This is a genomic window from Kurthia zopfii (assembly GCF_003143955.1).
GTDB lineage: Bacteria > Bacillota > Bacilli > Bacillales_A > Planococcaceae > Kurthia > Kurthia zopfii.
Genome location: NZ_QFVS01000010.1, coordinates 1 through 13,630, shown reverse-complemented (window position 1 = coordinate 13,630; position 13,630 = coordinate 1). Strand labels below are relative to the sequence as shown.

At 37.2% G+C, this 13,630-nt stretch carries 16 protein-coding genes and 1 pseudogene; all 17 read right to left on the bottom strand.

The window, feature by feature from the left end:
• Positions 1-69: 69 nt before the first annotated feature.
• A complete protein-coding gene (locus DF281_RS05510) occupies positions 70-1,770 on the bottom strand; it encodes a proline--tRNA ligase (RefSeq protein WP_109349252.1) in 1,701 nt (566 codons plus the stop codon).
• Positions 1,771-1,801: 31 nt separating this feature from the next.
• Complete coding sequence (gene rseP / locus DF281_RS05505) at positions 1,802-3,052, bottom strand: RIP metalloprotease RseP (RefSeq protein WP_109349251.1); 1,251 nt, start codon at positions 3,050-3,052, stop codon at positions 1,802-1,804.
• A gap of 38 nt (positions 3,053-3,090) precedes the next feature.
• Positions 3,091-4,236, bottom strand: a complete 1,146-nt coding sequence (gene dxr / locus DF281_RS05500; protein ID WP_109349250.1) for a 1-deoxy-D-xylulose-5-phosphate reductoisomerase — start codon at positions 4,234-4,236, stop codon at positions 3,091-3,093.
• A gap of 12 nt (positions 4,237-4,248) precedes the next feature.
• On the bottom strand, positions 4,249-5,043 hold the full coding sequence (locus tag DF281_RS05495) for a phosphatidate cytidylyltransferase (RefSeq protein ID WP_109349249.1): 795 nt from the start codon (positions 5,041-5,043) through the stop codon (positions 4,249-4,251).
• A gap of 4 nt (positions 5,044-5,047) precedes the next feature.
• Complete coding sequence (locus DF281_RS05490; protein ID WP_109349248.1) at positions 5,048-5,833, bottom strand: isoprenyl transferase; 786 nt, start codon at positions 5,831-5,833, stop codon at positions 5,048-5,050.
• Between the two features lie 212 nt (positions 5,834-6,045).
• The gene (gene frr, locus DF281_RS05485) at positions 6,046-6,603 is read right to left on the bottom strand and encodes a ribosome recycling factor (RefSeq protein WP_109349247.1); all 558 of its coding nucleotides are present in this window, start codon (positions 6,601-6,603) and stop codon (positions 6,046-6,048) included.
• Between the two features lie 17 nt (positions 6,604-6,620).
• Positions 6,621-7,334: a UMP kinase gene (pyrH, locus tag DF281_RS05480; protein WP_109349246.1), complete on the bottom strand. Its 714-nt coding sequence runs from the start codon at positions 7,332-7,334 to the stop codon at positions 6,621-6,623.
• 93 nt (positions 7,335-7,427) lie between these two features.
• Positions 7,428-8,312: a translation elongation factor Ts gene (gene tsf / locus DF281_RS05475; protein WP_109349245.1), complete on the bottom strand. Its 885-nt coding sequence runs from the start codon at positions 8,310-8,312 to the stop codon at positions 7,428-7,430.
• A gap of 90 nt (positions 8,313-8,402) precedes the next feature.
• Positions 8,403-9,119, bottom strand: a complete 717-nt coding sequence (gene rpsB, locus DF281_RS05470) for a 30S ribosomal protein S2 (RefSeq protein WP_109349244.1) — start codon at positions 9,117-9,119, stop codon at positions 8,403-8,405.
• A 159-nt stretch (positions 9,120-9,278) separates the two neighbouring features.
• Positions 9,279-9,785, bottom strand: coding sequence for a DUF6115 domain-containing protein (locus tag DF281_RS05465; RefSeq protein WP_109349243.1), 507 nt, complete (start codon positions 9,783-9,785; stop codon positions 9,279-9,281).
• An 11-nt stretch (positions 9,786-9,796) separates the two neighbouring features.
• Complete coding sequence (locus DF281_RS05460; protein ID WP_109349242.1) at positions 9,797-10,111, bottom strand: hypothetical protein; 315 nt, start codon at positions 10,109-10,111, stop codon at positions 9,797-9,799.
• 28 nt (positions 10,112-10,139) lie between these two features.
• Positions 10,140-10,913, bottom strand: coding sequence for a FliA/WhiG family RNA polymerase sigma factor (locus tag DF281_RS05455; RefSeq protein WP_109349241.1), 774 nt, complete (start codon positions 10,911-10,913; stop codon positions 10,140-10,142).
• Positions 10,914-11,020: 107 nt separating this feature from the next.
• Positions 11,021-11,332: a hypothetical protein gene (locus DF281_RS05450; protein WP_109349240.1), complete on the bottom strand. Its 312-nt coding sequence runs from the start codon at positions 11,330-11,332 to the stop codon at positions 11,021-11,023.
• Positions 11,332-11,829 (bottom strand): chemotaxis protein CheD, encoded by a 498-nt coding sequence (locus DF281_RS05445; RefSeq protein ID WP_109349239.1) that lies wholly within the window; start codon positions 11,827-11,829, stop codon positions 11,332-11,334. The genes DF281_RS05450 and DF281_RS05445 overlap by 1 nt, the downstream gene beginning before the upstream one ends.
• Positions 11,829-12,455 carry a chemotaxis protein CheC gene (locus DF281_RS05440; protein WP_109349238.1) on the bottom strand — a complete coding sequence of 209 codons (627 nt, stop codon included), beginning with the start codon at positions 12,453-12,455 and terminating at the stop codon, positions 11,829-11,831. Before DF281_RS05440 ends, DF281_RS05445 begins: the two co-directional genes overlap by 1 nt.
• A gap of 16 nt (positions 12,456-12,471) precedes the next feature.
• Complete coding sequence (locus tag DF281_RS05435) at positions 12,472-12,915, bottom strand: chemotaxis protein CheW (protein ID WP_109349237.1); 444 nt, start codon at positions 12,913-12,915, stop codon at positions 12,472-12,474.
• Between the two features lie 15 nt (positions 12,916-12,930).
• Positions 12,931-13,503, bottom strand: a pseudogene (locus DF281_RS14990) (chemotaxis protein CheA); the annotation flags it as partial.
• Positions 13,504-13,630: the final 127 nt, after the last annotated feature.

Below are 13,630 nucleotides of genomic sequence, written 5' to 3'. Positions count from 1 at the left end.
GAAAGAAAAGTTATGACTTTAGGGGACAACCTCTTTTCCCTTGTCATGCTTCGTTACAATTTATAGAGTTTAGAAAAAGTTGTTTAAACGATCTAAAACTTCCTCTTTAGCACATTCAAAAGTTTCACCGCTATGACGGATCTTCACTTCTACAATTCCTTCAGCTGCTTTTTTACCAACTGTTACACGAACTGGTAAGCCGATTAAATCAGCATCAGCAAATTTCACACCCGCACGTTCTTGACGATCATCAAATAGAACTTCGTAGCGGTATGATTTTAATAATTTGTACAGTTCTTCACCCAGTGCTAACTGTGCTTCATCTTTTGTATTAACAGAGATGACGTGAACATCGTATGGCGCAACTTGTTTAGGCCATACAAATCCGTATGAATCTTGGTATTGTTCTGCAACTGCAGAAAGTACGCGAGAAATACCGATTCCGTAACAACCCATAATGAATGGTTGAGCGCGGCCGTTTTCATCTAAGAAAGTAGCTTTCATTGATTCAGAGTATTTCGTACCTAGTTTGAATACATGACCTACTTCGATTCCTTCAGCGAATTTGATTGTTCCTTCGCCGTCTGGAGATGGGTCTCCCTCTTGGATGAAGCGTAAATCTTCGTAACGATCAATCGCAAAGTCACGACCTGGATTTACGTTAATGTAGTGGAAGCCATCTTCATTTGCTCCAGCTACACCGTTGCGAATTGATTTAATCGCATGGTCAGCAATAACTTTAACGCCGATTGGTAATTTGATTGGGCCTAAGCTTCCAACGTGACTACCTAGTAATTCATTGATTTCAGCATCTTCAGCAAGTTCAACTAATTCAGCACCAAGTGAATTTTTTAATTTAATATCGTTGATTTCGTGATCGCCACGAGCTAATACGATGACTAAATCTTCATCAACTTTGAATACTAATGATTTAATAATATTTTCTGATACAACATCTAAGAAAGCAGATACTTCTTCGATTGTTTTTTGATCAGGTGTTGCAACTTTTTCAAGTTCTTTCATTTCAGCGTCTGAATGACTGTAATCAACTTTCACTTCAGCCATTTCAATGTTAGCTGCATAGTTTGAAGAATCAGAGTACGCAATTGTATCTTCACCGATTTCAGAAAGTACCATGAACTCATGAGATCCACCTGTACCACCAATTGAACCTGAATCCGCAAGTACAGCACGGAAGTTTAATCCTAGGCGTGTGAAAATATTTGTATATGCTTGAACCATTTGATCATACGTAGCATCTAAGCTTTCATTAGTCGCATGGAATGAATAAGCATCTTTCATAATGAATTCACGTCCGCGTAAAAGACCAAAGCGTGGGCGTTTTTCATCACGGAATTTTGTTTGAACTTGGTATAAAGTTAGTGGTAATTTTTTGTATGATTTTAGTTCGTCGCGTACTAATGAAGTAACAACCTCTTCAGCAGTAGGTCCTAATGCAAATTCGCGGTTATGACGATCTGTGATACGCATTAATTCTGGTCCATATGCTTCCCAACGTCCTGATTCTTGCCATAATTCTGCGGCTTGTAGTGCAGGCATTAAAATTTCATTTGAATCGATTGCATCCATTTCTTCACGAACGATTGTTTCAATTTTTTTCAACACTTTGCGCGCTAGTGGTAAGTACGAGTATACTCCACTTGTATTTTGACGGATAAATCCAGCACGTAATAGTAATTGATGTGATTTTACTTCTGCATCAGAGGGTACTTCACGTAAAGTTGGAATAAAAGTTTTTGATTGTTTCATTATTTAACCTCACCTTTGGCTATTCTATTTTTTAGAAGAAGAATTTCTGTATATCGTTCCAGGTCACTGCGATCATTAAAATCATTAATAATGCAAAGCCGACAAAATGAACGACTCCTTCTTTTTGTTTATCGATTGGTCTTCCTCTAACCGCTTCATAAGCGAAGAACAATAAGCGTCCTCCATCTAAAGCTGGAAGTGGTAGTAAGTTCATAATTCCTAAGTTAATACTTAATACTGCTGCCCAGTTCATTAACGTCATAAATCCATATTGAGCAACTTCTTCTGTTGCTTTATAAATTCCGACAGGACCTGAAAGCGCATCTAAAGTAAAGTGACCCGTTACTAATAAACCTAATAACTCAGCGATTTTTATAAACCAATTATACGTCTGTTCAAATCCATAAGAAATAGCTTTTAATGGATTTTTCTCGTATTTATTAGCATATTGAATCCCGATTTGGACAACTTTATCCTTATTTAACTTCGGTGTAACACCTAATGTTACTTTTTCGTCGCCACGTTGAACATTTAATTTAATTTCTTTGTTTTTGTTGTCTTTAATAATTTCAGACAGTTCTTCATATTTCTCGATTTTTTCGCCGTTCGCACCGATGATCACATCATCTTTTTGGATGCCAGCTTGTTGAGCAGGACTTCCAGGAACTACATTGGCAATTAAAGGCTCGTTCGTTGGCATACCTTGTACAAGGGCGATAATGATGAAGAAAACTACCGCAAGGATAAAGTTGAATAATGGCCCTGCAAAAATAGTCATCGCACGTTTTGGTAATGATTTTGCATCAAAAGTACGTTCATACGGTGCAATAATTGTATCTTTACCGTTTTCTTCGATTACTGCATCTCTTGCAACGTTGTAACGAACAAGTTGTTCTTCTTCGTCGTAACCTTCAACCCATAACCCCTTAAGTAAATCTGCTTTTTCTACTTCTAAAAAAAGCATATCGGGTAATTGCTTATTTTGATTAAGAACAATACGAGTAATCTCGTCCTGATCATTTAATAAAAACCCGATTCTATACCCCGGCTGTAGCTCAACCGTATCCATATCCTCCCCAGCCATTCGTACGTAACCACCCATAGGTAGCAGACGAACTGTGTAGAGTGTTTCTCCCCTAGTAATACCGATAATTTTCGGTCCAAAACCGATAGCAAATTCACGAACTAAAATTCCTGAACGCTTCGCGAAAATGAAATGACCAAGTTCATGGAAGAATACGATGGAGCCGAACACTAATATAAACGCAATAGCTGCTTGCATTGTTCTCCCACCTTCTTGAATTCAAATTGTTTCTTTTGTTATTTTATCATGCTTTGAACTGATTTTCTTGTTTCTTTGTCTACATGAAGAATTGTTTCAACATCTGGATTTTGAATATTATTATGTTGTTGCATCATACGTTCAATCATATCTTCAATTTCTAAGAATTTAATCTTGCCATCTAAGAATGCCGCAACAGCAGCTTCATTCGCTGCATTCATCGCTGTTAAAATCGTACCACCAGTTCGTCCAGCCTCATAAGCAAAGCCTAAACAACGGAAGCGGTTGAAGTCTACATTTTCGAAATGTAATTGACCGATTTTCGCTAAATCAAGTCTTTGAGCAGTTGATCTCGGAAGACGTTCTGGATAGCTTAAAGCATATTGAATCGGCGTGCGCATATCCGGCGTACCTAGTTGCGCCATTACCGATGTATCCTGATATTCAACCATTGAATGTATAATACTCTCTCTATGGATTAACACATCAATATCGTCGTATGACATATCATATAATACAGCAGCTTCAATTACTTCTAATCCTTTGTTCATCAATGTTGCTGAATCGATTGTAATTTTCGCACCCATCGACCAGTTCGGATGATTTAATGCTTCTACAACTGTGACATCTTTAAGTTCGTCACGCGTTTGATCGCGGAAACTACCACCCGATGCAGTTAAAATTAATTTAGAAATTGATTTACGATTTTCACCAACCATAGATTGCCATAGAGCAGAGTGTTCACTGTCTACTGGCAAAATTGGCGCTCCGTATTTCTCTGCTTCCGCCATCACTAATTGCCCCGCAGTTACAAGTGTTTCTTTGTTTGCAATTGCAATTGTTTTCTTTTGACGGATTGCTGCTAAAGTCGATTCTAGACCTACTGAACCTAGAACTGCATTAAGTAAGTACGTCGAATCTGTGTATGTAGCTACATCCACTAACCCTTTGTTACCAAAAGTAAAGTCGATATTCGTGAACTCTTTTGAAAGAGCTAGCGCATCTTCTTCTAGTTGAACTGAAACCAATTTGGGCTTAAATTCACGAATGATTTCCTTCGTCTTTTCAATATTTTTCCCGACTGATAATGCCGATACTTGAAATTCCTCTGGATGTTCCTTCACGATGTCTAAAGTCTGTTGACCAATCGATCCAGTAGCACCTAATAAACTAATTGATTTCATTTTTAAATCCCCTTATCCAATAAAATGTATAAAGTGTAATAATGGTAGAACAAAAATCAGACTATCAAAACGGTCTAAAATCCCACCATGACCAGGTAAAATTGTACCTGAATCTTTCACTCCATAGTGTCGTTTAATTGCAGACTCTACTAAATCGCCTAATTGACCAATCATAGAAGCTAAAATTGCTACACTTAATAAAATCCATAAATTCACATCTAATTGTGCAAAGTATTGGAAGATTAAAGTTGAAATAACGGCAATTACAACGCCACCAACAAATCCTTCGATTGTTTTTTTCGGTGAAATTTCTGGCCATAGTTTATGTTTCCCTAATTTTCTACCGACGAAATATGCACCTGAATCAGTCGTCCATACGATGACTAATGCAAATACAATGTATGCAATACCTTCTGCACGCGTTTCGATGAAATAGTGGAAACCAATTCCAACATAGAATACACTCGCAAGAATAAATGCAATCGTATCAAATGTTGATTTATTTTTCACAAGAACCGTATAAATCAATAGAAGCATAACAAAGATTGATACATACTCTAATTGTGAAAATCCAGTCGTTTCTTCAACCTGTGTTGCCCATGAAGTTGGCATTAGAATAGTAAATAATGCAAGTAAACCTAATAATCCAGGTATCGAAAAGATGGATAAACCTTTCATTCTTAGCATTTCAAAAAGCCCCACTGCTGCCATTGCATAAACCAAAATCGTAAATGGAAGATTACCATATACGACAAATGGAATAAACAAAGCGGCAGCAATTACGGCTGTAATAATACGCTGTTTCACTTTATTATTCTCCTTTCAAACCTCCATAACGGCGGTTTCGCTGTTGGTAACTCTCGAGTGAATCGAGCAGTTTTTCAGCTGTAAAATCTGGCCAATGTACATCGGTGAAAATAAATTCAGTATAAGCTAACTGCCAAAGCAGAAAGTTACTTAATCGAATTTCGCCACTTGTACGAATGAGTAAATCAGGATCCGGTATTTTTGCAGTCATTAAATACTCAGAAATAAGTTCTTCTGTGATTTCTTGTGGCTCAAGCGTCCCATCCTGAACCATTTTAGCTAGTTGTTGAACAGCTAACACAATTTCCCTTCTACTTCCGTAATTAAAGGCAAAATTAAGTACCATACCTGTGTTTTCTTTTGTTTTTACCATCGCATGTTGAATCGCTCTGCTCGTATACTCTGGAACTCCTTCCATTTCTCCGATCATCTCAACTCGAATATTCAAATCCATTAATTCTGGAATAAATGAGTTCAAAAATTCTTCTGGTAGACGCATCAGGAATTCAACTTCCTTTGGTGGTCTTTTCCAGTTTTCTGTTGAGAATGCATATAAAGTGATCGCACCTACGCCTGCACTATTTGCAGCTCGCGTAATACGACGAATATTTTGCATGCCTTCACGATGTCCTACGAATCTAGGTAATGCCCTCTTTTTTGCCCATCGTCCATTTCCATCCATAATAATTGCGATATGTTTTGGAATGTCATCTTGGCGTAAATTGGCCATACGTTCTTCAATCGTTAGTATTTCTTTATCTACTTTTTTCCATCCGAGTTTATCTAACATTTAGAATCCTCCACTAGCTTACAAATCGGAACGTACACTGTGTATATCATATCAAAAATACGGATTATTTTCCTCTATTCAAGGATAAATCATTGAATTGTTCACCGTTTTGCAATATCCATGTTTGCACAGATGCTTAGATTTCTCTTTATTATTAAAAAAGACGTCCCTTTGACAATAGGACGCCTAAAAAAGTACAAAGTTCTAACGAATCAAACCTCTAGAATTTCTTTTTCTTTTTCTGTAACAAGCGCTTCGATTTTCACGATGCTCTCATCTGTAAGCTTTTGAACGTCTTCACCGTAACCACGTAAGTCATCTTCTGTGATTTCGCCTGCTTTTTCAAGTTTTTTGAATTCGTCATTTGCATCACGACGTACATTACGTACTGCCACTTTTGCTTCTTCCGCTTCTTTACCAACTTGTTTTACTAAGTCTTTACGACGTTCTTCTGTTAATGCTGGGATTGTTAAACGAATAACATTACCGTCATTTGTTGGTGTAATACCAATATCAGAACGCATAATTTCTTTTTCGATTTCACCTAGGATTGTTTTATCATACGGTGTGATTACTAGTAAGCGAGCTTCCGGAACCGTAATACCTGCCATTTGAGTTAAAGGTGTTGGAGCACCGTAGTAATCTACATTAATACGGTCTAATAATGATGCATTTGCACGGCCAGCACGGATACCCGCAAGTGTACGTGAGAACGCAGCAATTGATTTTGTCATTTTTTCTGAAGCTAAATCTACAACTGTTTTAGTCATGTCTATTTCCCCCTGAATTATTTACTTACTACAGTACCAATTGGTTCACCAAGTACTGCACGTTTAATATTGCCATTCTCCATTAATGAGAATACAACTAATGAGATATCATTATCCATACATAGAGTTGATGCAGTAGAATCCATCACTTGTAAACCTTGTTGGATTACTTCTAAGTACGTTAAGTTTTCATATTTAACTGCTGTTGAATCTTTAAGTGGATCTGCTGAGTAAACACCATCAACATTATTTTTAGCCATTAAGATTACGTCTGCATCAATTTCAGCAGCACGTAAAGCAGCTGTTGTATCTGTTGAGAAGTAAGGGTTCCCAGTTCCTGCAGCAAAAATTACGACGCGTTTTTTCTCTAAATGACGCACAGCTTTACGACGAATATATGGTTCTGCAACTTGTGTCATCACGATTGATGATTGAACACGCGTTTCAACACCTAAATTTTCAAGAGAATCTTGAAGTGCTAATGCATTCATTACAGTCGCTAACATACCCATGTAATCAGCATTTGCTCTTTCCATGCCCATTTCGGCACCGATTTTACCTCTCCAAATGTTACCGCCACCTACTACTAAAGCAACTTCTACATCTAGCTCTACTACATCTTTAATTTGTTGGGCAACAGATTTTACGATTTGTGGTGATAAACCAAAACCTTGGTCACCTGCTAAAGCTTCCCCACTCAATTTAATTACTACGCGTTTATATTGCGGCATTTTCTGGACCTCCATCATACTTTTTTATTGAAAAATAGGGAACACGAAGAATACTTGTGCTCCCTAAAATATTGCTATAAAATGCTTTTGAAATTAGTTACCTTTTACTTGGTTCATAACTTCTTCAGCAAAGTTGTCTTCGCGTTTTTCAATACCTTCGCCCACTTCGAAGCGAACCATAGAAGCTAAAGTACCGCCAGCTGCTGTGATGAATGCTCCAACAGTTTGGTCTGGGTTTTTAACGAATGGTTGGTCAAGTACACAGATTTCTTTGAAGTACTTGTTAAGACGACCTTCAACCATTTTAGCTACGATGTTTTCTGGTTTTCCTTCGTTTAGAGCTTGCTCAGTTAATACTTTGCGTTCATGCTCGATTTCGTCAGCAGAGATTTGATCGTGTGAAATGTATTTAGGGTTTAATGCAGCGATGTGCATTGCAACGTCTTTAGCTACTGTAGCGTCAGCAGAACCTTCAACTAGAGTTAGAACACCAATGCGTCCGCCCATGTGTAGGTAAGAACCGAAAGCGTCAGCGTCAGTTTTAGTTTGGATTACAAAACGACGTAAGCTTAATTTTTCACCAATTGTAGCGATTGCTGAAGAGATGTGAGCAGAAACTACAGCGCCGTTAGACATTGTTGATTCTAATGCTTCTTCAACGTTAGCAGGTTGTACTTCTAATAAGTGGTCTGCTAATTCTTTTACTAGAGTTTGGAAACCTTCGTTTTTAGCAACGAAATCTGTTTCAGCATTAACTTCTAATAATACAGCCGTATTACCTTTTTCTGCGATGAAAGTAGTACCTTCAGCAGCTACACGGTCAGCTTTTTTACCTGCAGCAGCAAGTCCTTTTTCACGTAGGAAGTCTACAGCAGCTTCGATGTCACCATCAGTTTGAACTAATGCTTTTTTACAGTCCATCATACCTGCACCAGTTTTTTCGCGTAATTCTTTTACCATTTTAGCAGTAATTGCCATGATTGTTTCCTCCTATATATAAATATATTATTTTCTCAAAAAAAGGTGATAAGAGGGTTTAGCCGCTTATCACCTGTTTCTACCTAGAAATTACTCAGCAGCTGCTTCAGCTTGTGCTTCGTCTTCACCTTGTTTAGACTCCATTAAAGCATCAGCCATTTTAGAAGTGATTAATTTAACTGCGCGGATAGCGTCATCGTTTGAAGGAATAACGTAATCGATTTCATCTGGATCACAGTTAGTATCAACCATTGCTACTAATGGGATGTTTAATTTGTGAGCTTCAGCTACAGCGATACGCTCTTTACGAGGATCTACTACGAACATTACGTCCGGGATAGCTTTCATATCACGTACACCGCCTAAGAATTTAACAAGACGTTCGTGTTGTTTTTTAAGTTGAACAACTTCTTTTTTAGGAAGAACTTCGAAAGTACCGTCTTCTTCCATTTTTTCGATTTGTTTCATACGTGCAACACGTTTTTGAATTGTACCGAAGTTAGTTAAAGTACCACCTAACCAGCGTTGGTTGATGTAGTAGTTACCTGAACGTTCAGCTTCATCTTTGATAGCTTCTTGAGCTTGTTTTTTTGTACCAACAAAAAGAACTTTACCACCGTCAGCACCAACTTGGCGCATGAAGTCATAAGCTTCCTCTAATTTTTTAACTGTTTTTTGTAGATCGATGATGTAGATACCGTTACGTTCAACGAAGATAAATTTCTTCATTTTTGGGTTCCAACGGCGAGTTTGGTGACCGAAGTGTACACCAGCTTCTAGTAATTGTTTCATTGAGATTACTGACATTTGTATTGCCTCCTAAAGGTTTGTTTTTATTATTCCTCCGCATTCATCAATTGCATGAGAACTCTTTCGTTGAAAGAGCACCGCTCCTTGCATTAGAATACGTGTGTATTTAACACCATTTGTAATTGTAACATAACATATATTTCTTAACAAGTGATTTCATTTATTCTTTTGGAATTTCAAAAGCAATTCTACTTCTGTTTTTCCTTTGTTCAATTGCTTAGCAATTTCGGCGATCGACTGCCCTTTTATATAAAGGTCTTTCACTTTTTGCTCTAAGGTTCGTTCGACTTTTGGTATTTCATTAACAGATGGTTTTGACTCTGTTAAATATGCTTTTTTCACATATGATCTTGGTGCAGTAAAAGCCACCTTTTCTTCATTTTTTGTAGGTTCATCATTTGGTGCTTGTTCGACGCTTGCTACTGTAGGCTGAACATCCTCTTTCGTGAGTTGTTTCTCTTTTGAATTAATTATTTGAATTAATCGATTGTTCTCATCTTCAATTTCGGTAAGGAAATTTGCAATTGAGGATTCCATTTCTTCCATTAAAAGTTCTTGTTTATGCTCATTTTTTTGGAAACGATTTAATTTCATATTTAGTAAGGCTATGAAATAAAAACAAATCATGAGTAAAATAAATAGAACTGCAATCAGTATTCCCATTAAATATGCTCCTAACCGCTAAAATCGAATAAATTTCCTTTGAAAGGATGCACTGTTTTCACTTTGGTCTCTTCTTCATTCAAATTACTCGATTCTTCACTTTGATTTTGCGATTGTTGATCATTTGAACGCGGATCTTCTCTTCTCAGATTTCTTGTTTCTTCTGAGTGTAATAATAATGTGTTATTTTTTTCGAGTTGTTTATTTAAAGCATCATTCGCCATCGCTTGATTACCATGAACGTTTTGCTGCGCTTGCTCAACTTGTTTACCAGCATCAAATGTTTTCGGAATTGCAATTTGTAGTTCAATACTTTTTAAACTCATTGAATCCCTCCACCTTCACTTCGTATTTTTACTGCGCATTTTTCATTTCATCTTTTAATAATTTTTTAAGTTTAAAAATCGCTTTTGAATGAATTTGTGAAATACGTGAAGTTGATAATCCTAATGTTTCGCCAATCTCTGTAAGGGTTAGCTCATCTGTGTAAAACATATTTAAGACAATTTGTTCTTTTTCATTTAATTTCTTAATGCTCTCCGCTAAATCTCCTAATAACTCTTGTTGGACAGCTTCCTGCTCTGGTGTTTTCATACCTTCATCTCGAATGACAAAGCTTTTTGCATCGACATCATCATTGTCTTGTAACTGCTCATCAATCGACAATACATTTGAAAATAAATGCTCTTGCATCGTTTGATGTACTTCTTCAATTGTTAAGCCCATTTCCAAGGCGATTTCTTCCGGTGTCACATGACGTTGAAGCCTCTGCTCCATCGCTTCTATTTTGGCATCTAATTTCTTTGTTTTTTCGCGCGCTGACCTCGGTAGCCAATCCTCTTTACGAAGTCCGTCAATAATCGCTCCTCGAACGCGGAAAGATGCATATGTATCAAATTTAAGTTCTCTTGAAATATCAAATTTATTTAAGGCATCAAAAAGCCCCATCATACCTAGACTCGTAAGTTCATCCCTCGCAACATTTTTAGGTAAGCCCATACTAATTCTTTGAACATGATAAGACACAAGTGACTTGTACTTCTCCATTAGCAAGTCACCTGCACGAGGGTCTTTATGATCAGACCAATCTTGCCACAATTTAAGTTCTTCTACAGACGTTGATTGCAACTGCTAACTCCCCCTTGTTATCTTTCATTACTTATTCATTACATTATATCAAAGACTACAAAAAAAAGGGAACTGAATTAACAGTCCCTTTTCGAAATATCCATGAATTATTCATCTTCGTTAATCATGCTTTTTACAACCTCTGCAATTTCTTCAGAAGTGTGAGTTGTTTCGTCTTTAGTAACTTCTATAGACTCAACTCCTTGCGCTTCTTCTACCACTTCTGCTTCTTCAGGTGTATAAACGATATACGCAATGATTGCTCTTAAAATGAATGTAAGTAGAAATGCGATTCCCGCCCACATAAAACTATAAAGCACTATTTTAAGTGGCGCTTCATTTGATAAAAAATTCATGAAGAAATACAGCGTGAAAGCACTTAATGCAATCCATAGATTATAAAAAATCGACCCATACATTATATATCTTTCACTCCTTGGTTGACTGTACGAATATTTAATAGGCAAGTCTCTGGGTTGAATTCGATTGTTCTGCCGCTATTACCACCAGTGTCTTTCCCTAAAACGGGGATGGAATATTTTTTTAATTCCTCTAACACTGCTTCTACATTTCGCGGGCCTATTCTCATCGTGTCATTTGCATTTGCAAACTGAAACATTTGCGCACCACCTGCAAGCTTTGCCTTCATTCTATAAGGAGATGCCCCCGTTAATTTTAATTGTTCAATTAATGCCGGGATCCCTGTATCCGCAAATTTAGCAGTCGTTACTTGTCCTGCTTTTGCAAGTGATGAGCTAGGTAACATAATATGAATTAATCCTGCAATTCCTTTTGTCGAATCATAGATGACTACTCCCACACACGAACCAAGTCCAGAAGTTCGTATCGTCGCAGGTGAATGAACAAGATCCATCTGTGCAATTCCTACTTTGACTACGTTCTGACTGCCAATCATTACTCCACCCCTAATGCTTTAAATATAGATTGAAATGACTCAGGGTTTGGAAGGAGGAAGAAATGACCATTCACTTGCTCGCTTTGTTCCATGCTTTCCTCAAAAATAGAAGTATCAATCACAACGACATGATCACTAACTTGCGATAATTCAATAAGACCAAAACTAATAATTGCACCGAACATATCGACACTAAGTGCTGGTGGGGTCGGATAAATTTTCAATCCTGTGAAATCTGATAATGCCGAAAGATACGACCCTGATAAAATATTTCCTAATTCTTGCATTGCGGAAACACCTAACTCTTGGTTTTCACTTTTTTGTAAATCAAATTGCTCGTCGTGTATTAATTTTCGAATAAATCGGTTTGCTTGTTCGACTGGAAGAATGAAAAACATCCCGCCATTCGCATCTCCATCAATTTGAAGATATGTGCCTGCCACTACTTTTTCAGCTCCGCCACCACGTTCAACCATGTCGTTAAACGTAACGATTTCAACTGCTGGCACTTTCATATCAATTTTCGTTTGTAATAAACCTGATAATGCCGTTGCCGCATGTGCAGCGCCTATATTTCCAATTTCCTTTAAAACATCTAAATGAAATGAAGTAATTTGATTCGTCATTTTTGAACCTCACTTACTATAAAGTGTTTAACACTTTTTCTAAATTTAATAATATAAGTAATCGATTTTCGACTTTGGCAACACCCGCAATAAATTCTTCTTCAAGAGAACCTACTACTTCTGGTTGCGGTTCGATTTTCATTTTATCTAAGTCCATTACATCATTCGCTGCATCAACGATTAATCCAACTTCCATTTCTTCATGAGAAATAATAATGATGCGTGTATCCTCACCTTGAATATCCGAATGAATACCAAAACGTTCTCTTAAATCAATAATTGGCGTTACAACACCACGTAAATTGATGACACCTTTTACATAGCCTACTGTTCTTGGGACGCGCGTGATAAACATCGTTTTTTCGATCCCTTGAACTTGTGATACAGAGATTGCATATTCTTTATCCCCTAATTGAAAAACGATTACTTTTACAACTGCAGATTCTGTCATTTCTGTCATAGTAAATCCTCCCCTCTATTTTATTAAGGCATTACAGTCAATAATTAACGCTACTTGACCATTTCCTAAAATAGTTGCTCCTGAAATTGCAAATACATTCGTTAAGTAATTTCCTAATGATTTCAGAACGATTTCTTGCTGTCCGATGAATGAATCCACTACTAGACCAGCCATTTTATCACCTTTGCGAACGAGAACAACAGATAAAAATTCATCTTTTTCAATATCAGACGCTGGCACTTCAAAAGTCTCATCTAGGAATACAAGCGGCACTACTTTTCCACGGAAGTCGATAACTTTTTGATTATGTGCATTTAATATATCTGAGCGTTTAATAATTGATGTTTCAATAATTGAAGATAGCGGGATCGCGTACACTTCTTTTTCAATCTCAACTAACATGACTGAGATGATTGATAAAGTAAGCGGTAATTGAATCGAGAATAATGAACCTTTGCCATATTCAGATTCAATACTAATATTGCCACCAAGTGCTTCAATTGTTGATTTAACGACATCTAATCCAACACCGCGGCCCGATACGTCTGAAATGACATCGGCAGTAGAGAATCCTGATGCAAGAATTAATGGCTCTTTGTCAAATAACGTTGGTGAGAGTTTTCAATTGAATAAAAATCGATTGGTTTGAGCGAGATCACGTTTCATTTATGAAGCGTGGCTCGCTCTTTTTAAATGGAAATGTAAGTAGATTCGA